21 protein-coding genes are annotated in these 22,855 nt (G+C 70.7%); 12 read left to right on the forward strand and 9 right to left on the reverse strand.

All coding sequences use genetic code 11. The features are described from left to right. Nucleotides 1-146 precede the first annotated feature (146 nt). From AB0D53_RS25090 to AB0D53_RS25100, 3 genes are all read left to right on the forward strand, one after another. The gene (locus tag AB0D53_RS25090; protein ID WP_362450266.1) at nucleotides 147-1,082 is read left to right on the forward strand and encodes an intradiol ring-cleavage dioxygenase; all 936 of its coding nucleotides are present in this window, start codon (nucleotides 147-149) and stop codon (nucleotides 1,080-1,082) included. Nucleotides 1,083-1,312: 230 nt separating this feature from the next. Further along, nucleotides 1,313-2,134 carry a L,D-transpeptidase family protein gene (locus tag AB0D53_RS25095; protein ID WP_362450269.1) on the forward strand — a complete coding sequence of 274 codons (822 nt, stop codon included), beginning with the start codon at nucleotides 1,313-1,315 and terminating at the stop codon, nucleotides 2,132-2,134. Between the two features lie 67 nt (nucleotides 2,135-2,201). Continuing rightward, a complete protein-coding gene (locus tag AB0D53_RS25100) occupies nucleotides 2,202-2,783 on the forward strand; it encodes a Uma2 family endonuclease (RefSeq protein ID WP_362450272.1) in 582 nt (193 codons plus the stop codon). 73 nt (nucleotides 2,784-2,856) lie between these two features. Here AB0D53_RS25100 and metG read toward each other — a convergent pair whose 3' ends face one another. Further along, the gene (gene metG, locus AB0D53_RS25105) at nucleotides 2,857-4,470 is read right to left on the reverse strand and encodes a methionine--tRNA ligase (protein ID WP_362450274.1); all 1,614 of its coding nucleotides are present in this window, start codon (nucleotides 4,468-4,470) and stop codon (nucleotides 2,857-2,859) included. A gap of 148 nt (nucleotides 4,471-4,618) precedes the next feature. On the opposite strand from metG, the gene AB0D53_RS25110 reads away from it, so the two are divergent. Then, complete coding sequence (locus AB0D53_RS25110) at nucleotides 4,619-5,272, forward strand: response regulator transcription factor (protein ID WP_329820461.1); 654 nt, start codon at nucleotides 4,619-4,621, stop codon at nucleotides 5,270-5,272. Then, nucleotides 5,269-6,480, forward strand: a complete 1,212-nt coding sequence (locus AB0D53_RS25115; protein WP_362450276.1) for a HAMP domain-containing sensor histidine kinase — start codon at nucleotides 5,269-5,271, stop codon at nucleotides 6,478-6,480. Before AB0D53_RS25110 ends, AB0D53_RS25115 begins: the two co-directional genes overlap by 4 nt. Here AB0D53_RS25115 and AB0D53_RS25120 read toward each other — a convergent pair. Beyond that, on the reverse strand, nucleotides 6,414-8,012 hold the full coding sequence (locus AB0D53_RS25120; RefSeq protein WP_362450278.1) for a VWA domain-containing protein: 1,599 nt from the start codon (nucleotides 8,010-8,012) through the stop codon (nucleotides 6,414-6,416). The two genes, AB0D53_RS25115 and AB0D53_RS25120, sit on opposite strands and share 67 nt — an antisense overlap. A 369-nt stretch (nucleotides 8,013-8,381) precedes the next feature. Between AB0D53_RS25120 and AB0D53_RS25125 the strand changes: the two genes are divergently transcribed. Together AB0D53_RS25125 and AB0D53_RS25130 are read left to right on the forward strand one after the other, a co-directional pair. Beyond that, nucleotides 8,382-10,028, forward strand: coding sequence for a hypothetical protein (locus tag AB0D53_RS25125; RefSeq protein WP_362450280.1), 1,647 nt, complete (start codon nucleotides 8,382-8,384; stop codon nucleotides 10,026-10,028). A gap of 56 nt (nucleotides 10,029-10,084) precedes the next feature. Next, nucleotides 10,085-10,549 (forward strand): RNA-binding S4 domain-containing protein, encoded by a 465-nt coding sequence (locus AB0D53_RS25130; RefSeq protein ID WP_362450282.1) that lies wholly within the window; start codon nucleotides 10,085-10,087, stop codon nucleotides 10,547-10,549. 43 nt (nucleotides 10,550-10,592) lie between these two features. On the opposite strand, the gene AB0D53_RS25135 is transcribed toward AB0D53_RS25130, so the two are convergent. The 3 genes from AB0D53_RS25135 to AB0D53_RS25145 form a co-directional block, all read right to left on the reverse strand. Then, nucleotides 10,593-12,515, reverse strand: a complete 1,923-nt coding sequence (locus AB0D53_RS25135) for an FUSC family protein (RefSeq protein WP_362450589.1) — start codon at nucleotides 12,513-12,515, stop codon at nucleotides 10,593-10,595. Between the two features lie 200 nt (nucleotides 12,516-12,715). Continuing rightward, a complete protein-coding gene (locus AB0D53_RS25140) occupies nucleotides 12,716-13,666 on the reverse strand; it encodes an NADP-dependent oxidoreductase (RefSeq protein ID WP_362450285.1) in 951 nt (316 codons plus the stop codon). Nucleotides 13,667-13,781: 115 nt separating this feature from the next. Next, nucleotides 13,782-14,678: a hypothetical protein gene (locus tag AB0D53_RS25145; protein WP_362450288.1), complete on the reverse strand. Its 897-nt coding sequence runs from the start codon at nucleotides 14,676-14,678 to the stop codon at nucleotides 13,782-13,784. 119 nt (nucleotides 14,679-14,797) lie between these two features. Between AB0D53_RS25145 and AB0D53_RS25150 the strand changes: the two genes are divergently transcribed. Next, the gene (locus AB0D53_RS25150; RefSeq protein ID WP_362450291.1) at nucleotides 14,798-15,226 is read left to right on the forward strand and encodes a hypothetical protein; all 429 of its coding nucleotides are present in this window, start codon (nucleotides 14,798-14,800) and stop codon (nucleotides 15,224-15,226) included. A gap of 99 nt (nucleotides 15,227-15,325) precedes the next feature. Here the strand turns inward: AB0D53_RS25150 and AB0D53_RS25155 are convergent, their stop codons facing one another. The 3 genes from AB0D53_RS25155 to AB0D53_RS25165 all read right to left on the reverse strand — a co-directional run bounded on the left by AB0D53_RS25155 (nucleotide 15,326) and on the right by AB0D53_RS25165 (nucleotide 17,660). After that, nucleotides 15,326-15,748, reverse strand: a complete 423-nt coding sequence (locus AB0D53_RS25155; RefSeq protein WP_189543448.1) for a universal stress protein — start codon at nucleotides 15,746-15,748, stop codon at nucleotides 15,326-15,328. Nucleotides 15,749-15,867: 119 nt separating this feature from the next. Continuing rightward, complete coding sequence (locus AB0D53_RS25160) at nucleotides 15,868-16,521, reverse strand: FMN reductase (RefSeq protein ID WP_362450592.1); 654 nt, start codon at nucleotides 16,519-16,521, stop codon at nucleotides 15,868-15,870. Between the two features lie 14 nt (nucleotides 16,522-16,535). Beyond that, nucleotides 16,536-17,660 (reverse strand): LLM class flavin-dependent oxidoreductase, encoded by a 1,125-nt coding sequence (locus tag AB0D53_RS25165; protein WP_362450294.1) that lies wholly within the window; start codon nucleotides 17,658-17,660, stop codon nucleotides 16,536-16,538. A 156-nt stretch (nucleotides 17,661-17,816) separates the two neighbouring features. Here AB0D53_RS25165 and AB0D53_RS25170 point away from each other — a divergent pair, with 156 nt between their 5' ends. After that, nucleotides 17,817-17,957 carry a DUF6126 family protein gene (locus AB0D53_RS25170; protein WP_362450296.1) on the forward strand — a complete coding sequence of 47 codons (141 nt, stop codon included), beginning with the start codon at nucleotides 17,817-17,819 and terminating at the stop codon, nucleotides 17,955-17,957. A gap of 69 nt (nucleotides 17,958-18,026) precedes the next feature. On the opposite strand, the gene AB0D53_RS25175 is transcribed toward AB0D53_RS25170, so the two are convergent. Beyond that, nucleotides 18,027-19,448 (reverse strand): FtsW/RodA/SpoVE family cell cycle protein, encoded by a 1,422-nt coding sequence (locus AB0D53_RS25175; RefSeq protein ID WP_362450298.1) that lies wholly within the window; start codon nucleotides 19,446-19,448, stop codon nucleotides 18,027-18,029. Nucleotides 19,449-19,872: 424 nt separating this feature from the next. Here AB0D53_RS25175 and AB0D53_RS25180 point away from each other — a divergent pair, with 424 nt between their 5' ends. From AB0D53_RS25180 to trpS, 3 genes are all read left to right on the forward strand, one after another. Continuing rightward, nucleotides 19,873-20,283 carry a VOC family protein gene (locus AB0D53_RS25180; RefSeq protein WP_362450300.1) on the forward strand — a complete coding sequence of 137 codons (411 nt, stop codon included), beginning with the start codon at nucleotides 19,873-19,875 and terminating at the stop codon, nucleotides 20,281-20,283. 54 nt (nucleotides 20,284-20,337) lie between these two features. Further along, nucleotides 20,338-21,477 (forward strand): Fic family protein, encoded by a 1,140-nt coding sequence (locus AB0D53_RS25185; protein ID WP_362450303.1) that lies wholly within the window; start codon nucleotides 20,338-20,340, stop codon nucleotides 21,475-21,477. A 281-nt stretch (nucleotides 21,478-21,758) separates the two neighbouring features. Then, nucleotides 21,759-22,811, forward strand: coding sequence for a tryptophan--tRNA ligase (gene trpS / locus AB0D53_RS25190; protein ID WP_362450305.1), 1,053 nt, complete (start codon nucleotides 21,759-21,761; stop codon nucleotides 22,809-22,811). The last annotated feature ends 44 nt before the right edge of the window (nucleotides 22,812-22,855 follow it).

Here is a 22,855-nt window from a genome sequence, read left to right on the forward strand (position 1 = left end):
TACTGGGTTCCCGCCCCCGGGACAGCGGAACCGGCGAAGATCCAGGAGGAGCTGGCCCCGGAGCAGCCCCGGCCCGCCCGCACCTCACAGCAACGCACAGCTCACACCCATCTGCCTCTCAACTTCCGTCTCTAGCCTCGACGTTCATGACAGAGACTCAAGGGCCCGCACACAAGAAGAACCTGTCCCGTCGCAGGATGGTGATCGCCGGAGGTGCCGCGATCGTCGCCGCCGGGATCGGGACCGGTGCCGTCGCCAACGCCTCCGCCGACGACGACACGTCCGCCGCGAGGAAGCCCGGTGGACAGGGCGAGGCGTGCTACCGGCTCACCTCGGAGACCACCGAGGGGCCGTACTACATCGACGCCGACAAGTTCCGGAAGGACATCACCGAGGACAAGGAGGGCATCCCGCTGACCCTCCGGCTCAAGGTGATCGACTCCGACACCTGCAAGCCCCTGCGCAACGCGGCCGTGGACATCTGGCACTGCGACGCCCTGGGGATCTACTCCGGGTACGAGGCCATGAGCTCCGGTGGCCCCGGCGGCGGTGGCCCCGGCGGTGGCGGCACCCCGCCGAGCGGCGCCCCCACCGACGCCCCCACCGGAACCCCCACCGGGGCTCCCCCGTCCGGCGGACCCGGAGGCGGGGGCGGCGGGCACAGCGAGCCCACCGACGACGAGCGGTACCTGAGGGGCACCCAGCTCACCGACAAGCACGGGTACGTGGAGTTCCGGACCGTCTTCCCGGGCTGGTACCAGGGGCGCTGCGTGCACATCCACACGAAGGTGCACGTCGGCGGGAAGATGACCGACGCCGGCTACGAGGGCGGGCACACCTGCCACACCGGGCAGTTCTTCTTCGCCGAGTCCGCGGTCCTCGAATCGGCGAAGTCCGAGCCGTACTCGACCAGCACGACCACCCGAACCACCCTCACGGAGGACACCATCTACGACGGGAGCGGGGTCACGGGCGGGCTGATGAAGCTCTCGTACCGCAAGGGCCGGATGGCCCGGGGCGTCGTCGGCTCGATCACGATGGGAGTGGACCCGGACGAGACGCACGACGGCACGGACCTCTGACCGGTACTCAGACCTCCGCTCCCCCCACGGAGCGGCGAGCCCGGAACCTGCACGCACGAAAGGGTTCCGGGCCCGCCCGGCGCGCGTCCCGCGGTCGGTACAGCCGTATGGCCCCCGTACGGATTCGCGCTCGCGCGACGCGGCGTTAACTGGGTTCGGCGGCAAGAGGCGTGACGGGGAGCTCGCCCGTGCTGCCGTCACCCCGCCAGCGCTGAGGAGTTCCTGTGTCCGTGTCCCGCCCGTCGGCCCTCCGGCGTCCCCCGTACGCCCTCCCTGTCGGTGCCTGTGCCGCCGCGCTGCTGCTGCTCACCGCGTGCGGCGACACCTCCGGGAACTCCGCCCACAAGGACCCCGCCGCCCGGGCGGGCGCCACGGCCACCGCCGGTGTCGCGGGCCCGCCCGCCGAAGGGGCACGGAAACGGGCCGCGCCGGCGCCGCGCGCGCCGGTCGTCCGGCCGCGCGAGATCCCCGCGCTCGGGCCGAGGACCCGGGCCGGGATCCCGGCGTCCTCCAAACAGGTCTTCGTCGTCACCGGCGACGACTACGACTCCAGCCTGTCCACCGCGGTCCTCTACACCCGCGACAACCCGGCCCTGGGCTGGCTGCCCGTCACGTCCCGCTGGCCGGCCCACAACGCGCTGAACGGCTGGACCGACGAGCACTGGGAGAACGATCTCCGCACCCCGGTCGGGGTCTACGGGCTGACCTACGCGGGCGGCCTGTTCGAGCCTCCCGAGACGGCCTTCCCCTATGACCGGAACCCGGCGTTCGTGGCGAGCGGCGAGGGCTTCGACGGGGAGCCGCTCGAAGGGTCCTTCGACTACGTCGTCGCCATCGACTACAACCGGACCCCCGGCGTCACCCCCCTCGACCACGAACGCCCGCTCGGTCGGGAACGCGGCGGCGGCATCTGGATCCACGTCGACCACGGCGGCCCGACCCAGGGCTGCATCTCGCTGCCCCTGGACCGGATGCGGGAACTCCTGAGCACCCTCGACCCGGCGAAGAACCCGGTCGTGGTGATGGGCGACGCGGAGGCACTGGAGCGGTGAACGGGATACGGGCCGGCAGGCGGGACCGTACGCTGGAGGCGGCCCGTTTCCGTACCAGTAGGCAGTGATGACCATGGTTGACGAGGGTGTGCTGACACAGGAGATCTTCGAGGACCTCGCCCGTCACGCCATACGCGCCGAAGAAGCGCTGCGTCTGGAATTCGTGAACGGGAAAATGGGGGTCAAGGCTGTGCCGGACGGGGATCACGGGCGGATCATCGAGTGGCTCACCCGGCAGTGCATGCAGGCTGATCCTGGCCGCTGGCTCTACGCCGAGCAAGGGCTGCGTATCGAGACATATCGGAGGGGCAACGCCCGGCCCGACGGGGCGCTCGCTCGCAGCGGCACCTTCGTCGGCCAGGGCGAATGGGCCAGCCCCGACGGCGTCCTGATGGTCGTCGAGGTCACCTCGTACGACGAGGACACCGACCGCCGGGACCGCGTCGAGAAGCCGCGCGCCTACGCCGAGACCGGTATCCCCGTCTATCTGCTGATCGACCGCGAAACCTGCGAGGTCAAGGTCCACTCGCAGCCGGACGGTGTGCGGTACGAGCAGGTGGTGACGGTGCCGTACGGGAAGACCGTCGAGCTGCCCGACCCGGTGGGCGTCGAGCTGGACACCGAACCGCTGAAGAACTGGGTCCGCTGACCAGGAGCCGGGTACGTCGAAGGGCGGGACCGACACGCGGTCCCGCCCTTCGACGTACGTACGTCGAAGCCGCTTACGCCGGCTTCTCCTCCAGGCGCGGGAAGAGCACCGCGCCCTTCGTCACCGTCGCGCCCGCCGGGAGCCGGCCCCAGCTGCCCGCGTCCTGGACGCGCTGGTCGGCCAGGGCGCCCAGGGACTCCTCGGCGCCCAGGGACTCCCACAGCTTCTGCGAGGTCTCCGGCATCACGGCGTTGAGCAGGACCGCGACACCGCGCAGCGACTCGGCGGCCGTGTAGAGGATCGTCGCGAGGCGGGCCTGGCCCTCGGGGGAGGTGTCCTTGGCGACCTTCCAGGGCTCCTGCTCCGTGATGTAGCCGTTGACCTGCTTCACGAAGTCGAAGATCGCCAGGATGCCGGCCTGGAAGTCCAGCTCCTCGCCGATCTTCTCGTCGGCCGCGGCGACGGCCTTCGCCAGACCCTCCTGGACCGCCTGCTCGGCCTCACCCGGCGCGGTGGCCTCCGGGAGCGCCCCGCCGAAGTACTTGCCGACCATGGCCGCGACGCGCGAGGCGAGGTTGCCGTAGTCGTTGGCGAGCTCGGAGGTGTAGCGGGCCGAGAAGTCCTCCCAGGAGAACGAGCCGTCGCTGCCGAACGCGATGGCGCGCAGGAAGTACCAGCGGTACGCGTCCACGCCGAAGTGCGAGGTCAGGTCCTGCGGCTTGATGCCCGTCAGGTTCGACTTCGACATCTTCTCGCCGCCGACCATCAGCCAGCCGTTGGCCGCGACCCGGCCCGGCAGCGGCAGACCCTGCGCCATCAGCATCGCGGGCCAGATCACCGCGTGGAAGCGGAGGATGTCCTTGCCCACCAGGTGCACGTTCGCGGGGAAGGTCCCGTCGAACTTCTCCTGGTTGGCGCCGTAGCCGACCGCCGTGGCGTAGTTCAGCAGGGCGTCGACCCACACGTAGATGACGTGCTTCTCGTCCCACGGCACCGGGACGCCCCAGTCGAAGGTCGAGCGGGAGATGGAGAGGTCCTGAAGGCCCTGCTTGACGAAGTTCACGACCTCGTTGCGGGCGGACTCGGGCTGGATGAAGCCCGGGTTGTTCGCGTAGAACTCCATCAGCTTCGGGCCGTAGGCGCTCAGCTTGAAGAAGTAGTTCTCCTCCTTGAGGATCTCCACCGGCTTCTTGTGGATCGGGCACAGCTTGACGCCGTCCTCGCCCTCCACCAGGTCGCCGGGGAGCTTGTACTCCTCGCAGCCCACGCAGTACGGGCCCTCGTAGCCGCCCTTGTAGATCTCGCCCTTGTCGTACAGGTCCTGCACGAACTCCTGCACCCGGTCGGTGTGCCGCTTCTCCGTCGTACGGATGAAGTCGTCGTTCGCGATGTTCAGGTGCTCCCAGAGGGGCTTCCATGCCTCCTCGACGAGCTTGTCGCACCATTCCTGGGGCGTGACGTCGTTCGCCTCGGCAGTGCGCATGATCTTCTGACCGTGCTCGTCCGTGCCGGTGAGGTACCACACCTTCTCGCCGCGCTGGCGGTGCCAGCGCGTGAGCACGTCGCCTGCGACGGTCGTGTAGGCGTGGCCCAGGTGAGGAGCGTCGTTGACGTAGTAGATGGGGGTCGATACGTAGAAACTCTTCACGCCGTCGCCCCCTTGCTTCTCGGATCCAGTGGCCGCCATGGTCGAAATCCTAACGGCCTGCGGGAGATCAACTCACACCGATAAACCCCGCCACGGCCGTGGAGACCTTTGCGAAACATCCCTTCCCGTAACAAAGACGCATCCTGGGAGGGAGTGGACACGCGTGTACGAGGCAGGGGACATCACGATGCGGGTACTGGTCGCCGAGGACGAGGAAATCCTGGCGGAGCTGGTCGCCACCGGGCTGCGGCGGGCCGGGTTCGCCGTCGACACGGTGTACAGCGGTGACGCCGCCCTCGCCTATCTGGGGCTGCACGACTACGACGTCGTCGTCCTCGACCGCGACCTGCCGCGGGTGCACGGCGACGACGTGGCGCGCGGCCTCGTCGCCTCCGGCTCCCGGACCAGGATCCTGATGCTCACCGCCGCCGGCTCCATGGAGGACCGGGTCGCCGGACTCGACCTCGGCGCCGACGACTACCTGGGCAAACCCTTCGAGTTCCCCGAGCTGGTGTCGCGGGTACGGGCGCTGCGGCGGCGCAGCGCCCGCCCCGTGCCCCCGCAGCTGGAACGGCACGGCATCCGGCTCGACACCGTACGGCGCACCGCCGCGCGGGACGGGCGGGAGCTGGACCTCTCGCCGAAGGAGTTCACCGTGCTCCAGCTGCTGCTGGAGGCCGACGGCGGGACCGTCAGCGCCGAGGAGCTGCTGGAGCGGGCCTGGGACGCCAACGCCGATCCCTTCACCGGCGCCGTCCGCGTCTGCATGAGCAAGCTCCGCGGGAAGCTCGGCGAACCGGCGCTGATCCGTACGGTGCAGGGTGTGGGGTACGCGCTGTGAGGCGCCTCGCGCAGGTGCCGCACTCCAGGATCCGAACCCGGATCGCGCTCGTGTACGGCGGAGTGTTCCTGGTCCTCGGCACGGCGCTGCTCGCCACCGTCAACCTCGCCTCCCGCGCCGGTACGGACTCCCAGGCGCGTGACATCGCCCGCACGGCCGCGGTCGTCCAGCCCGGTTACGCGGTGAACGGCCCGCTGGTCACCCGGCGCAGTCTCGGCCCGCCCACCGTGTACGACCTCACCGACCATGTCAGCGACGCGGCCGGGCATCAGCTGCTCATCTGGTCCGCGGCCTCGCTGCTCGTCATGACGGCCTGCGCGGTCGGTGTGGGCTGGTGGACCGCGGGGCGGGTGCTGCGCCCCGTCCACGCCATGACCGCGAAGGCGCGCCGGCTCTCCGAGCACAATCTGCACGAGCGGATCGCGTCCAGCGGGCCGGACGACGAGCTGAAGGAGCTCGGCGACACGCTCGACGCGCTGCTGGCCCGGCTGGAGAAGGCCTTCGACAGCCAGCGGCGGTTCATCGCCAACGCCTCCCACGAGCTGCGGACCCCGCTCGCCACCCAGCGCGCCGCGATCCAGATCGGTCTGGACGACCCGTCCCCGAAGGATCTCGTACGGACCCGGCAGACGCTTCTGGACAACAACCGGCGCAGCGAGCGGCTCATCGAGGGGCTGCTGGTCCTGGCCCGCAGCGAGCGCGGGCTCGCCGAGGGCGAGCGGGAGACGGTGGACCTCGCGCAGGTGGTGGCGGAGGAGGCGGCCCGGCACCCGGGCGTGAAGGCCGACACCCACTTCTGCAGGGTGCGGGGGAACCGGATGCTGCTCGCGCAGCTGGTGGCGAATCTGCTGGCCAACGCCGTCACGTACAACGTGCCGGGCGGGACGGTGGACGTGGCGTTGGTGACGGCCGGCGGCGGGGCGCTGCTGGAGGTCCGCAACACCGGGCCCGTGGTGGACGCGGCGGACATCCCCGGGCTGTTCGAGCCGTTCCGGCGGGGTGAGGGCAAGGACCGGATGGGGCGCGGGTCGGGGCTCGGCCTCTCGATCGTGCGCTCCATCGCCGTCGCGCACGGCGGTACGGTCACGGCGGTGCCGGGCCCTGGGGGCGGGCTCGCCGTGACCGTACGTCTGCCGGTGGATCAGGCGCCGGCCGCGGTGTCGCGGGCCGCGATCCACGCGGGGAGCGCGGCGAGGACCTCGCGGTAGAACGTGGTGTCCGCGACCTCGCGGGGCGCGGGGCCCGCGTGGAAGAACCCGGCGTTCGGGGCGTCCAGCTTGCGCAGGAAGTCGAAGCCCTTGGCGTCCTCGTCGCCGAACGCGACGAACTGGAAGAACAGCGGGAGCCGTGCCGCGTCGGCCAGCGCCTGCTTGGCGGCCTGCTTGGCGTCCGGCGGGCCGTCCGTCTGGAAGACCACCAGGGCGGGGCCGGTCGCCTCCGACTTCTCGTAGTGCGCGACGACCTCTTCGACGGCGCGCTGGTAGTTCGTACGGCCGAGGCGGCCGAGGCCCGCGTTCAGCTCGTCGATCCGGCCCTCGTGGTCGGCGAGGCCGACCGTGCCGGTGCCGTCGATGTCCGTCGAGAAGAAGACGACGGGGACGGTCGCGTTCTCGTCCAGGTGCGCGGCGAGTGCGACGGTGCGGTCGCCCAGGTGCTGGGCGCTGCCGTCCTTGTAGAACGGCCGCATGGAGCCGGAGCGGTCGAGGACCAGGTACACGGTGGCCCGCAGCCCGGTCAGCCCGTGGGTCTTCAGCCCGGCCTGGGCGGCCTTGTACGCGTCGACGAGCCCGGGAGCACGCGACTTCACCCGGGCGAGGGTGACGGCGGGCTTGGCGGTGGAGGCGGAGGCAGGCTGTGCGTCCGGCTCGGCGGGCTGTGAGGCTTCGGGCTCGGCGGGCTGTGCGGCTTCGGGCTCGGCTTCGGCCTTGGTGGGGGCTTCGGCCTTGAGTTCGATCTTGAGCTCGGCTTCGGGCTCGGCTTCGGCCTTGGCCTCGGTCGGCTCGGGCTTGGGCTCGGCTTCGGCCTCAACCTTGGCTTCGACCTCGACCTTGACCTCGACCTTGACCGGCTCGGCTTCGGCTTCGACCTTGACCGGTTCAACCTTGGCTTCGGCTTCGGCGGGGGCTTCGGCCTCAGCCTTGGCCGGGGCCTCAGCCTTGGCCGGCTCCGGCTCCGCGGCTGCCGGCTCGGGCTCCGCCGCGGCCTCCGCCTTGACCGGCTCGGGCTCCGCCTTCGCCTCCGCGACGGTCGGCTCCGCCTCGGCGGGCGTCTCCACGACCGCCACCTCCGCCGCCTCCGCCGCCTCTGCGGCCTCCGCCTTCGGCTCCGCTGCCTTCGGCTCCGCTGCCTTCGGCGCCTTCGGCTCCGCTGTCGCTTCCGCCTCTTCCTTTGCCTTTGCCTCTTCCTTTGCCTCTGCCTTCGGCTCCGGCTTCCGGGCCGAACCCTGCGACGGGACCGTGGGGAGGGACGGCTTGTCGAAGGCGGCCGCCACCAGGTCCGAGGCCAGACCGCTGTCGTCGGCGGACCGGGGAGAGGCGGGGGCCGGTACCGAGGCCTTCGTGGCCGGGGCGGTTTCGAGCTTCGGGGCCGGCTCGTCCGCCGTCTCCGTCTCCTTGACCGACTTCGGCTCCGACTCCGCGGGCGCGGTGCGCTCGGTCTGGGGCGGGACCGTGGCCGTCGGCGCGTCCTGCTCCGCGCGGTCACGGCCGAACACCTTGCGCAGCAAGCTCCGAATGCCCATGGGCGAGGCCTTTCGCGTGAGTTGGGTGCGAGAAATGTCCGACCTGCGGGAATTGATCCCTGGCCAGGGCGGATACGTAAGGTTAGCGGCCGGATCCGGCCCTTCGGTGGCGCGGCCCGCCCGTGTGGGAACTGAGCCGGAACCGATCCCTGAACGAGTCCTGTGCGCATGCCGTGCGGGCCTGATGTACGTCGTTCAAATGTGCGCACCAGGTCCTGAGTTGCCTCTTAACGTGAACGAACGGTGTGCCTGACGCGAAGTCAGGCACACCGTTGTCCGTGGTCCGCCCACGTTGTCAAGAAGGGCTCCCTCATGGGAAAACCATCCCGTAGAACACGTTTTGCCGCCTGTGCCGTCGCGGCAGGGGCGATGCTTTCCGGCCTCGTTCCGGCAGCCGGCGCCGCCGCCGCTCCGGCGTCCGCCCCGCCGTCCGCGGCGCGGGCCGCCGACGACCCCGTACCGGGCAACGAAGGTATGCCCGACGACGGCTTCGACAGTGAATCCGAGGGCGAACAGGACGACTTCGCCGGAACCGGAACCGGAACAGGAGCCGCAGCGGGCAATGGGGCCGCTTCCGCCGCCCCGGGCCGCTCCGCGGCCGCCGCCCCCGTCCCGGGACGGGCCGCCGACTTCAAGCTGGCGAAGGGCACCGACATCTCGGGTCTCGTCACCAAGCTGGACGACGCACTGCCCAAGCAGGGCCTCACGGAGCTGATGGAGCAGGCCAATCGGCCCGCCGACTGGGAGGGTGCCTGCGGAGACGCCGGCATCTACGGCCCCGATCTGGCGGTCAACCACCGCGTCTGCTGGAAGCACGACGACGCCGTCTCCTCGGAGTGGGTGCCGCAGGCCATCACCGGGGTCTCGGACGCGCAGGAGGACGAGGACTGGGGCACGTCCAATGCCGAGCCGATCGCCGTGGCCGGTTACGACGCGGAGAACCCGGGCCGTAGCGACTACGCCTCCGGCAAGGACAACTGCCTCCTGAGCCCGTCGACGGACGCGTGCAACGAGAAGGGCATCCGGGTCAGCTTCTTCAACCAGGCGACCAAGATGTACCGCCATGTGCTGCTGGTCTGGCCGTACATCAACTCCAAGGACCACATCTCCTTCGACGCGCTGCACGCGCGCGAGGGCAAGTGCCTCACCGAGGTGACGTCCGCCTGCGCCGCGCAGAACGGCATCCACGCCGGTGGAATGGTCTGGTACGGCAACTACCTGTACGTCGCCGACACCGCCAACGGCATGCGGGTCTTCGACCTGCGCAAGATCATGGACCTCAACCCGGACAACAACGCCGACGTCGACGACCCCACGCCGGACGGTCTGGTCAGCAACGTCGTGGACCAGAAGCGGATCGGCCGGCAGAACAACGTCTGGTACGGATACGGCTACCGCTACGTCATGCCGCAGGTCGCCACGCTGAAGTTCACCACGGCGAAGAACGGCGGGACCACCAGCGGGAACCAGTGCTACGCCACCGGCCGCCCGAAGGCCTCGTACATCTCGCTGGACCGCACCGACACCGACCACATGGTGCTCGGTGAGTACTGCAACACCAACAACGGCGGCACGAGCCCCGGCCGCGTGGGTACGTACCCGATGACCGCGCTGACCGCCGCCGTCGAAGGCGCGTCCGGCACGGCCGCCTCCGCCGATCTGGCCTACGGTCTGCCGACCGGAGCCACGTTCGGCAACGAGGCCCTGTGGCACAAGATCCAGGGCGTCACGCGGTACGAGGGCAAGTGGTACTTCCACCGCAGCAACGGCTACGACAACGGCCGGCTGCTCCAGGCCACGCCCGGCACCGTCGACGGAACGTCCCAGCTCGTCGGCAACACGAAGACGCTTCAGTCGTCGTTCGGGCCCGAGGACCTCTACCTCGCGCACGGGCGCGGTGACGGCTTCGCGCCGCAGCTGTGGTCGCTCAGCGAGCACGCGCCGAGCAAGTGCGGCTCGTGCAAGCGCGAGGTGTACAGCTACAACATGAGTGAAGTGATCAGCGACTTCGGCTGATCGCCGCGGTCCCTGCGCCCTCCACGACCCCCATGACAGGCCCTAGAGTCGGACACATGGTTTCCGGTGAGGCGCCGCAGGCGGAGGGCAGCGTTCGGGTCGACGTCTGGATCTGGTCGGTCCGGTTGACGAAGACCCGTTCGCAGGCCGCTGCCGCCTGTCGCGCGGGTCATGTGAAGGTCGCCGGTGAGCGCGCCAAGCCCGCCCAGGCGGTGCGCGTCGGCGACGAGGTACGGCTCCGGCACGCCGGCCGTGACCGGATCGTGGTGGTGTCGAAGATCGTCAAGAAGAGGGTCGGCCCTCCGGTCGCGGTGGAGTGCTTCATCGACAACAGCCCGCCCCCGCCGCCGCGCGAGGCGGCGATCCAGGTTCCGGTCCGGGACCGGGGTGCGGGGCGGCCGACGAAGCGGGACCGGCGCGAGATGGACCGGCTGCGCGGGGCCGGCCCCTCGGCGCGCGAGGCCTCGGCGCGTGAGGTCTCGGCCCGTGAGGCATCACGGGGTGACGGTCCCACGCGGTGACATGCGGCTACGGCTGCGGCTACGGCTGCGGCTGCGGCCGTGGCTACGGCTGGGGCGAGGCGATCGCCCGTGCCGCCGCCACCTCCTGGCGCAGCGGGGCCAGTACGCCCTCCTCGTCGCCCGGGAGTTCGGCGCGCACCCCCACCAGGACCTCGCTCGCCCGGATCCCGTCGGCCAGCTCCCGCAGCTGCCGCCGGACCTCCGCGACCTCCGCCGGCGGCGGCTCGGCTGCTCCGTGGTCGACGCGGACCCGGGCCGCCGTCGTCGCGTCCACGATGCGTTCGACCGCGACGACCAGCGGCCACCAGGCGGCGGCGCGGGTGCCGACCGGGGGCGGCTCCGTCAGGGCGCGCTGGAACTCGGAACGTACGACCGACAGATCGCGGTAGATCCGGCGCCGGGCCCGCACCCGTTCCGCCCGGTCGCCGGGTCCACCCGGTTCGAAGGCGTACGCCACGTAGTCGGCGATGTCCGTCACCGCGTCCGCGAGCCGGTGGCCGATCCGTACGTGCCAGCTCTCCGGCCACAGCAGATAGCCCGCCACCAGCACGATCGCGCAGCCGATCAGGCTGTCCAGGAACCGCGGCCAGACCAGGTGGAAGCCCTGGTGGTTCAGCAGGTCGGACAGGAGCAGGATGACCGGGGTGATGGCCGCGGTCTGGAAGGCGTAGCCCTTCGCCGTCAGCGCCGGGATCAGCGCGGCGAGCACCACCATCACCGGCACGTCCCACCAGCCGACCGGCACCGCGGCGAGCACCGGCGCGGCGACCACGAGACCGGCCGCGGTGCCCACCGAGCGCAGCACGGCCCGCGAGAACACCGAGCCGAAGTCCGGCTTGAGGACGAACGTGACGGTCAGCGCGACCCAGTAGGAGCGCGGCACCGGGATCAGCGAGGTCAGCGCCTGGGCCAGGCCGATGCACAGCGCCAGGCGCAGCCCGTAGCGCCAGGAGGCCCCGGAGAGCAGCACGTCGCGGGTGGCCCGCCGGATCCGTACCCCGAGCACGGCCGGGCGGCCGAGCCGGTCGTCGACGTTGTACGGGTCGGGGTCGGCCTTGTGCACGACGACCGCCGCGTGCCGCAGCGCGCTGTCCACGGCCCGGGTGGCGGGTGAGTCCGGTGCGGGCAGGGTGAGTTCGGGGCGGCCGGTGCGGCTCTCCTCGACGGCGGCTGCCAGTTCGCGTACCGCCGCCGGGATCTCGTCGGGGAGCGGGCACCGGCGCACATGGACGGCGGGGGCCGCCTCGACGAGCGGGATGACGACATTGAGCTGGGCGAGCAGCCGCACCATGGCGTTGCTGCGGCCGTGGTAGCGGGCCCGGCGGGCCAGGATCAGGTCGTAGGACGTGTTGAGGGACTGGGTGACGGCGTGCCGTCGGTCCTCGTACGCGTCGGTGCCCGCGGCGGCGAGCAGGTCGGCGACGGCGAGATAGGTGTCCGCGACCGCGACACGTTCCGGGAGCTTCCGGCGCAGCGGCCAGGCCAGCAGGGTCAGGGTGAGGACGAACAGTCCGCCGACCGTGAGCAGCAGGGGCGCCACCCACCAGGGTTCCGGCATCGGGAGCCCGGCGCCGACCACCGCGTTGAGCAGGAGGAGCAGCCCGGAAACGGAGGCGACGGCGCCGATCGTCGACATCATTCCGGAGACCAGGCCGACCAGGGTCAGCGCGGCGACCGCCGCCCAGCCGGTTCCGTACACCAGCGTGCCGAGCATGACGCCGAGCGCGCCGAAGAGCTGCGGCACGGCGATGTTGATGATGCGCATCCGGTACGCGTCGGCGGTGTCGCCGATGACGCCGGAGAGCGCGCCCATGGAGACGAGGGCGCCGTACGCGGGCCGGTCCAGCGCGAAGCCGACCGCGAGCGGCGTGGCCAGGGAGACGGAGGCGCGCGCGACCGCCGCCCAGGCGACGGGCGTGGACGACTGCGGGCGCAGCCCGCTCAGCAGCCAGGGCGGTGGCGTCACGCGGCGTCGTTCGGAAGCGGCCTCGGTATCGGTCAACGCGTCCCCCTGATCGTGCGGATCCCGGCGCTGTTCGAGCCGTGCCTCAACGGTACGCAGCCGTGCTTCGTCGGTACGGCGCCCGTGCTTCGACGGCACGGAGTCGTACTTCTGCGGTTCGCAGCCGTGACGGCGCCCGTCCGGGCCCGGACCCGTCCGAGGGCTCAGAGCACGATGACGGTCTTGCCGCGGGCGCCGCCCGTCCGGTTCCGGTCGAGGGCCTGCGGGGCCTTCTCCAGCGGGAGTTCGATGTCGATGGGCACCCGCAGCACCCCTTCGACGGCGCCGGCGGCCAGCACGTCCAGCAGGACCGGGGTGGGTTCGAGCCGGAAGTCGATGCCGGTCACGCCCGCGGGCAGGGCGGCCCCGGCGGCGACGCCCCGGGTGGTGAGCGCGAGGCCGCCGGGACGGACCGCTGCGGCACGCCCGGCGAAGGAGCCCGAGGTGGTGGAGGCCAGGTCGACCAGGGCGTCGACGCCGTCCGGGCAGCTCTCCTGCACCGCCGCTTCGAGGGGGCGGTCGGTGATGTCGATCGTGACGGCGGCGCCGAGCTCGGTCATCCGCTTGTGCTCGTCGCCGCGCACGGCGGCGATGACACGTACGTCGCGGGCCGAGGCGAGCTGGGTCAGATAGCTGCCGACGCCGCCCGCCGCACCGATGACCAGCAGGCTCTCGTGGCCGCGCAGGACCGCGGTCTCCAGGATCTGGGCGGCCGCCATCCCGGCGGAGGGCAGTGCGGCCGCGGCCCGGAGGGGGAGGCCGGGCGGGACGACGGTGATGGCGGAGTCCTGGGGCACGGACACGTAGTCGCAGTAGGTGCCGCCCCCTGCCGCGTTCGGCCGGGCGACCCGGCCGAAGACGTGGTCGCCGACCCGGAACCGGTTCTCGCCGCTGCCGATCATGTCCACCCGGCCCGCGAAGTCCACGCCGACGACCATCGGGAACACGCGCGGCGCCGGCCCGTCGTCCGGCGCCCCCTGTGCGGCCTGCCAGTCGGACGGGTTGAGTGCGGCGTACTCGATCCTGACCCGTACCTCTCCGGCCTCCGGCTCGGGCTTGGGCATCTCCACCAGTGCGGGGTCGGCCCGGAACGCGCCGACGGCTATGGCTCGCATGCGGAAGACCTCTCAGTCGCCCCCGATCCGGCAGTCACGAAATCCACTCTTCCCCGGCCCGTCCAACGCCGCACGTCGAGCCCGGGAGCCCGTCCCGTGCGGCGCCGCGCCCGGGTCATCCCGGGCCCGGCACGGACCGGCCCCGGACCGCCCGCAGCCGTACCAGCACCGCGCACAGCGCCACCGCCAGCCCCGCCGCGAACACGATCCACACCGCCGTGCGCAGCGAGCCCGTCAGCGCGTCGTACACCGCCGCGGCCCCCGCCGTCTCGCTGTCCGGCACCCCGGACAGCACCCGGCCGCGGGCGTACCAGACCGCCGCGCGCAGCAGGAGCGCCCCGAGCGCGAAGCCGAGACCGGCCACGGCGGCGGCGGAGAGCGCCGCGAGCCCGGAGCGCCTGCGCCCGGGGCCGCCGCCGCGCGCCCAGGCCACGACCACGGCCAGGACGGCGACCACGAGCGTGCCCACCGCCGGCCAGACGCTGCCGGTCCGCAGCAGGCGGAAGGTCTGGCGCAGCTGGTCGGCACGGTCGGCGGAGATGAGCGTGATGTCGGTGTGCTGGACCGGGATCCGGTCGGCGAACGGCACCCCGTTCTCCTCCAGATTCTGTTTGACCCGCTCGGTCACGGGCGCCAGGTCGATGGTCACGGCCTCGCCGGTGTTGCCGTTCAGGGCGGCGGTGACGGCCTCGTGGGCGGTGCGGTTGGCGGCGTTCCACGCGTCCTGGAAGGCGTCGGTGGTGGTGAAGGACAGCACCGCCTGGTGCAGGAAGTTCCGCACGGTGTTCTGGAGCGGTCCGGCGTCGATCTGTTTCATCGCCCCGTCGGTGATGAGGTCGGTGACGGTGCTCTGCACAGCGGGGTCGGAGGCGAGCGGGGCCACCGCGTCGACGTAACGGTCCGTGTTGTCGATCTCCAGATCCACCCAGGCGGACAGCGCGCCGACGGGGACGAGGACGGCGAGCAGCACCACCAGTACCGCCGAGAGACCCGCCGAGAGATACGTCCGCACCCTCCCAGGGAATCCCGCGGACGGGCGCCGCGCCCCGGGCCGTACGCCATCCGAGTTGCCGGGCGGCGCGGCCGGGTGTGCCCTGGAAGGAAAAGGAGTCACGGAAGGAGAACTCCGCCATGTCCACACACGCAGCAATGCCGGCTCGCGGACGGTCCGGGCCGAGGGCACACGCACGCGCACGCGGGCACAGCGCGCTCTCCTGGGCGATCCCCGTCACGCTGGGTGCGGCGTACGGCCTCTACGCCTCGTTCGTCCTGCGCAACAACGGTGCGACCGGCTACCGGCAGTTCTGGTACGGCCTGATCACGGCGGTGGTGCTCGCCGGCCTGTGCTTCGCGCTGGGCCGGATCCAGCACACCATGCTGCCCCTGGTGCGGGCGGTGGCCTACGGCGCGCTGACGGCGGCGGCGATCGGGCTGCTGGTCGGGCTGACCGATTCGAGCGTGCTGCGGTCCTCGATGCTGGGACTGGCGGTGGGCCTCGGCATGTTCATCACCACCTTCTACATCTTCTACACGCACGAGGACATCCGCCCCCGTGCGTGAACGCGGGCGGCACGCAGGTACGACGAGAGGGCGGGCCCGCACACGATCGGTGCGGGCCCGCCCTCATGTCCACGGCCGGTCCGTCGGCCGGCCCCGTCGTCAGCCGCGTACGACCGTCACCGGGCACGGTGCGTGCTGGGTGACATGGAGGCTGACCGAGCCGAGCAGGGTCGCCTTGAAGCCGCTGTAGCCGCGCGCTCCCACGACGAGCAGGCTGGCTCCCTCGGCGCGGTCCAGCAGGGACTGGGCCGGGTTGCCGATCACCACGATCTTGCTGATCGCCGCGGCGCCCTCGGCGCCCAGGGCCTCTTCCAGCGTCTCGGTGAGGGCCACGGTCGCCAGGGCCTGCGGGTCGAAGTCCTCCGGCATGCCGGGCATCATCGACGCCCAGCTCGTCGCGGGGTACTCCCAGCTGTTGACGGCCTCCACCGTGTCACCGGTCAGCTCCGCCTGGCGTACGGCCCAGTGCAATGCCTTGACCGACGACTCGGAACCGTCGACGCCCACCACGATCCTGCCCATCACTGCCTCCAGCTCGGTTCGGCTCAGTGCGCGGACGCGTCGTACGAGGCGAGCTCGTACGACGCACCTTTCGGTCCAACTCTAATCAAACCGGTACAAGGATTCCGTCGGCGGGTCCCTCAGTCCAGGCGCAGGTCGGCGAGCTGCTGCTCGAACGGCACGACCTCGTCGTCCAGCCCGAGTGTCCTCGGCGCCCCGGACGCCGCCCGGCCGCCCGTGATCATGGCGGCGAGCTCGCCGCCCGCCCGCCGGATGCGGGACGGCAGGCCGTCGGTGTACTCGTCGCCGGACGAGCCCCAGTCCTCCGAGGCCGCGTACACGGACGTCGGTACGACGGTGGCCCGCAGGTAGGCGAAGAGCGGACGCATCGCGTGCTCCAGGACCAGCGAGTGGCGGGCGGTGCCGCCGGTCGCCGCGATGACGACCGGCTTGCCGGTCAGCGCCGTGTTGTCGATCAGGTCGAAGAACGACTTGAACAGCCCGCTGTACGAGGCGGTGAACACGGGCGAGACGGCGATCAGCCCGTCCGCCTCCGCCACCTCCTTGATCGCGGTGTCCAGGGCGGCCGGCGGGAACCCGGTGACCAGGTGGTTGGCGATGTCGACGGCCAGGTCGCGCAGTTCGATCACCCGGACCTCGACCGTGCGGTCCTGCTCGGCCAGCAGCCGCTCACGGGCGGCACCGGCCAGCCGCTCGGCCAGCAGCCGGGTCGAGGACGGGCTGCTCAGCCCGGCGGACACGGCGACGATCCTCAGGGGCTCGGTCGCGAAGATGTCGGACACGGTGGTCAGGCCTCCTTCGTGGCGGCAGTGGCGGCAGTGGCGGCAGTGGCGGGAGCCGCGGTGCGGGCGGCGACGGCCGGGTGGACGGGCGCGGAGTCCGGGACCCCGGCCGGGCGCAGGGCGGCGAACTCCTTGCGCAGCACCGGGACGACCTCCTCGCCGAGGATGTCGAGCTGCTCCAGGACCGTCTTCAGCGGCAGCCCCGCGTGGTCCATCAGGAACAGCTGGCGCTGGTAGTCGCCGACGGCGTCCCGGAAGGACAGGGTCCGCTCGATGACCTCCTGCGGAGAGCCGACGGTCAGCGGGGTCTGCTGGGAGAAGTCCTCCAGGGAAGGGCCGTGCCCGTAGACCGGCGCGTTGTCGAAGTACGGGCGGAACTCCCGTACCGCGTCCTGCGAGTTCTTCCGCATGAACACCTGGCCGCCGAGGCCGACGATGGCCTGCTCGGCGGTGCCGTGCCCGTAGTGCGCGTACCGCTGCCGGTACAGGTTCACCATCTTCTTGGTGTGCTCGATGGGCCAGAAGATGTTGTTGTGGAAGAAGCCGTCCCCGTAGTACGCGGCCTGCTCGGCGATCTCCGGCGAGCGGATGGAGCCGTGCCAGACGAACGGCGGGACGCCGTCCAGCGGGCGCGGGGTCGCGGTGAAGGACTGCAGCGGCGTACGGAACTTGCCCTCCCAGTCGACGACGTCCTCGCGCCACAGCTTGTGCAGCAGGGCGTAGTTCTCGATGGCGAGCGGGATGCCCTGACGGATGTCCTTGCCGAACCAGGGGTAGACCGGACCGGTGTTGCCGCGCCCCATCATCAGGTCGACGCGGCCGTCCGCGAGGTGCTGGAGCGTCGCGTAGTCCTCGGCGATCTTCACCGGGTCGTTGGTGGTGATCAGCGTCGTGGACGTCGACAGGATCAGGTTCTCGGTGCGGGCGGCGATGTAGCCGAGCGTGGTCGTCGGCGAGGACGGGACGAACGGCGGGTTGTGGTGCTCGCCGGTCGCGAAGACGTCCAGGCCGACCTCCTCGGCCTTCTGCGCGATGGCGAGGGTGGCCTTGATCCGCTCGTGCTCGCTCGGCGTCCTGCCGGTCGTGGGGTCGGTGGTGACGTCCCCGACGGTGAAGATCCCGAACTCCATGGTCCGCCTCCGATTTGGTTGAACGTTGAACTATGTGAACACACCCTACAACGGAGCACCCCCCTGACCTATTCCGCGGGGGGTGTACGGGTCGGTGCGTACCCTGGACGGGATGTGCGGCCCGGCCACGGACCGCCCCGGACTGAGGCGGGAGCAGTGAGCGGGAACGGCGGCGAGAGCGAGCGCTGGAAGGAGCGCGGTGTGGCCCTGCGCGTCTTCGTCTACGTCTTCGCCACGCATCTCTTCGCGGGCTTCATCTGGATCCTGTTCTACGTGGGCGAGCACGCCAAGAAGTGAAGCGAAGCGATCGGGGTGGGGCGGGACGGTGCGCGGGCATGGCCGGCACCAAGCGGCGCACGGGCTTGTTCAAGGGCGCACCACCTGGGTCATCTCGGCGTCGGGGTCGGGGGCGGCCGCGGGGCGGCGTGCGGTGTCGCTGATGCGGATCAGGATGCCGATGAGGGCCCAGTTGGCGATGACGGAGGAACCGCCGTACGCCAGGAACGGCATCGTCATACCGGTCAGCGGGATCAGGCCCATCACACCGCCGGCGACGACGAAGACCTGTAGTGCGAACGCGCCCGACAGGCCGATGGCGAGCAGCTTGCCGAACGGGTCGCGGGCCGCGAGGGCGGTGCGTACGCCGCGCTCCACGATCAGGCCGTAGATCAGCAGGATCGCCATGATGCCCGTCAGGCCCAGTTCCTCGCCGAACGTGGCGAGGACGAAGTCGGAGTTGGAGGCGAACCGGATGAGGTCGGAGTGCCCCTGGCCGAGACCGGTGCCAAGGGTGCCGCCGGAGCCGAACGCCCACAGCGCCTGCATCGACTGCTCGGAGTGACCGGCCACGCCCTGGCGGCTGAGCATGTACTCGTGCATGGGGTCGAGCCAGGCCTGGACACGTTGCTGGACGTGCGGCTCGAAGGAGGCGACGCCGACGGCGCCGGCCGCGGACATCAGCAGACCGAACACGATCCAGCTGATCCGCTCGGTGGCGACGTACAGCATGATGACGAACATTCCGAAGAACAGCAGCGACGTGCCGAGGTCGGTCTCGAAGACCAGGATCAGGATCGAGAGGAACCAGACGACCAGGATCGGGCCGAGGTCGCGGCCGCGCGGCAGGAGCAGGCCCATGAAGCGGCGGCTGGCCAGGGCCAGCGCGTCGCGCTTGACCATCAGATAGCCGGAGAAGAAGACCGCGAGCGCGATCTTCGCGAACTCGCCGGGCTGGATGCTGAAGCTGCCGACGCGGATCCAGATCTTGGCGCCGTAGATGTTGGCGCCCAGTCCCGGGACCAGCGGAAGAAGCAGAAGGAGCAGCGCGCCCACCATGGATATGTAGGTGTAGCGCTGCAGGACGCGGTGGTCCTTGAGGAATATCAGCACCACGACGAACAGTGCGATGCCCATCGCCGTGTACATCAGCTGCCGTGGCGCGGCGGTGCCCGCCTGCTTGATCGACTGCAGCAGCTCGGACTGGTCCAGCCGCCAGATGACGACCAGGCCGAGCCCATTCAGCAGCGTGGCCAGCGGCAGCAGCAGCGGGTCCGCGTACGGCGCGGACTTCCGTACGACGAGATGGGCGACGCCGGCCACCAGACCCAGGCCCAGGCCATGGCTCAGCAGGCCGGACGGCAACTGGTCGTTGATGGCCAGGCCCACGTTGGCGTAGGCGAACACTGGGACGATGACGGCGAACACCAGCAGCGCGAGTTCGGTGTTACGCCGATTCGGCGCGCCGATCGGGGACGTGTGGTGCGCCGACGTGTTCGTAGTGCTGCTCATCGTGTGACCGAGCCCTTCACGGCTTGCCTACTGCCTACTGCACAGCGGGACGAACTCCCGCTCATCCTCCGAGGGGCCGGGGCCGGGTGCGGTAGTGCTCTTGGACGTGGATGGCGACTCGATGCCGACGGATTCGGCGGCGCTGCGGCCTTGGTTTTTGTTTTAGACGTGAAGGAAACGTGTGCGGTTCCTGTGGTGCTTGTGGTTTCGCCGGCCTGGCGTCGGCCCGGGGCGACTACAGCTACGTGGAGGCGGACTGGAGCAAGGCGTTCGACGGGGTGCTGAGCCAGTCGCAGGCCGGGCGGCGGAGCGGCGTACGTCCCGGGACCCGGGCCCGCGGGCCGATGTCGACGACGACATCGCCCGACTACGCTGCGGACCCGGGTGCGCACAGGGCGTGCCGCTGTCGGCTGGGAGCCCCGCCATGCAGTTCACCGGACAGACCCACATCCGCATCGCCCGACCGTCTCGGGACCTCGCCGCCGCCGAGCGTTTCTGGGTGGCGGGACTCGGGCTGACGGTGCTGTTCCGCGCCGACGCGGGCCGGGAGCCCGGCACCCACGACCTGCTCATGGTGGGCCACCCGGACGCGTCCTGGCACCTCGAACTCGTCCACGGCGGCGACCACCCCACCGCCCCCCGCCCCACCGAGGAGGACCTGCTCGTCCTCTACTTCGACGGCCCGGTACCGGAGGAGACGGTGGAGCGGCTACTGGAACACGGCGGCAAGCGGGTCGCCTCGCCGAACCCGTACTGGAACGAGTGGGGCGCCACCATCGAGGACCCGGACGGGTACCGGCTCGTGCTCTGCCGGCGCGGGTGGTCCAACTCCTGACGGGGTCGCGAGGGCGCGCAGCAGGGAATGATAGGCGCTGGGTATCATTGCGTCATGCTGTACGAGATGCCACGCCTGGACTCGGCCGACCTTCAGGTCCTGGAGCAGATCAACGGCCTGCGCGAACAACTGCGCCATGCGGTGCAGCAGGCTCCGATGAAGTGGACCCTTGATCTGCGCAAGGCCCTGACAGCCAGTGCCATCGCGGCGTCGAACACGATCGAGGGCTACAGGGTCGATGCCGTGGACGTCGCCGACCTGATGGACGGCGAGCGCCAGGTCGAGGCCAGTGATGAGGACAAGGCGGAGACTCTGGCCTGCCAACAGGCCATGACCTACATCCAGTCGCTGCACGACGTGAGCGATTTCCGCTACAGCAAGGAACTGCTCAACGGCCTCCACTGGATGCTTCAGGGGCATCACCACCCCCGCAAGCTCGCCGGGCAGTGGCGCAGGACCTCGATCCGCATCACCGCACCGGGCGACGAGCTCTCCACCGATTACGAAGGCCCTGACCAGGAGCGGGTTCCCGGGCTCATGGGCGAGCTCGTGGACTGGCTCGACGAGGGCGACCCGGACAGCCATGTCCTGCTTCGCGCAGCCATGGCCCACCTGAACCTGGTGAAGATCCATCCGTGGTCCGACGGCAACGGCCGCATGTCCCGCTCGCTGCAGACGCTTCTCATCGCACGCGGCGGTGTTCTCGCCCCCGAGTTCTCCTCGATCGAGGAGTGGCTGGGCATGCCGGGCAACACCTGGGAGTACTACAAGGTGCTGCGAGAGGTCGGAGGACCGGTCTGGTCGCCGGAGCGCGACACCTTGCCCTGGATCAAATTCAACCTGCTCGCCTACCACCAGCAGACTCAGCGGGTGCAACGCCGTGTCGACCGTTCCAACGACTGCTGGATGCAGCTGATGGAGGAGACAGGTACGCACGGAGTCACGGAGCGGCAGGTCACCGCGCTGCACGAGGTGGCCATGGTCGGCCGGGTTCGGCGCAGCCGGTACGAGAAGGCCGAAGCGATCAACACGCAGCAGGCCACGCGGGATCTGCAGGCACTCACCAAGGCGCAGCTGCTGACGGCCGTGGGCCGGACGAAAGGCCGTCACTACGTCGCAGGCCCACGGTTCCCGGAGCGGGTGCTGGCCACCGCGCGTCGGCATCACACCATCAGCAACCCGTACGCCACATGATCTCGTGGCGCCGCATGGCTCCTGGAGCGGGACCCGGACGCGTAGCCCTTGGGCGCGGAAAGGCCGTGGGGGCGGAGCTCGGTTCCGTTAAGCTCGGGTCATGACCTCCGTACCGTGCCGAAACTGGTGGCGCTCCTTCTAGGAGCGGCCACCTCCTCTCTGCACGGAATCAGGGCCGTTCGATAGGGACGGCCCTTTTCGCTGCCCTCGTACGGGTACGGATTCCGGCGATCACGGTGGGCCGTCCTCCACGCAACCAGCAACGCGAGGAGAGAAACCCCATGAACAGCACCGTCGCCACCGCACCGCCCGAGCAGCGCGCCGCCGAGCTGGAGGCGCGGATCCGGCAGGCCCCCGAGAAGTTCCGGGTGATGACCGGGGACCGGCCCACCGGGCCCCTGCACCTCGGGCACTACTTCGGCACCCTCCACAACCGGGTCCGGCTCCAGGAGCTCGGGGTGGACGTCTTCGTGATCATCGCCGACTACCAGGTGCTCACCGACCGGGACGTCGCCGACCGGCTCGGCGAGCACATGGAGCAGATGCTCCTGGACTACCTCGCCGTCGGGATCGACCCGGCACGCTCGACGGTCTTCAACCACAGTGCCGTGCCCGCGCTCAACCAGCTGATGCTGCCGTTCCTGAGTCTGGTCTCCGTCGCCGAGCTGAACCGCAACCCCACCGTCAAGGACGAGATCACGCACTCCCGGCAGTCGGCCGTCAGCGGGCTGATGTTCACGTATCCCGTGCACCAGGCCGCCGACATCCTGTTCTGCAAGGGCAATCTGGTGCCGGTCGGGCAGGACCAGCTGCCGCACCTCGAAGTCACGCGGACGGTCGCCCGGCGCTTCAACGAGCGGTACGGGGCGGTCTTCCCGGAACCGGACGCGCTGCTCTCCGACGCGCCGCTCCTCCTCGGCACCGACGGCACCAAGATGAGCAAGAGCCGGGGCAACTCCATCGCGCTGGGCGCCGGTGCCGACGAGACGGCACGGCTGATCAAGGGGGCGAGGACGGACGCCGAGCGGTACATCACGTACGACCCCGAGAACCGGCCCGGGGTGTCCTCGCTGGTGCTGCTGGCGGCGCTCTGTCTGGACCGGGACCCGCATGCCGTGGCCGAGGAGATCGGCGGGGGCGGCGCGGCCGCGCTCAAGCGGACCGTGACCGAGGCGGTCAACAGCCGGATGGCGCCGATCCGGGCCCGGCGGGCCGAGTACGCGCGGGACATGGGGTACGTACGGTCGGTGCTCCGGGCCGGGAACGAGCGTGCCAACGAGAGCGCGGCGGCGACGCTTGAGGAGGTGCGGGGGGCGATGGGGGGTGTGGTCTAGGACCACGGGCACCGGGGCCCGGCCGGCCATGATCCGCCGGACGG

Source organism: Streptomyces sp. NPDC048295 (assembly GCF_040652135.1).
Lineage (GTDB): Bacteria > Actinomycetota > Actinomycetes > Streptomycetales > Streptomycetaceae > Streptomyces.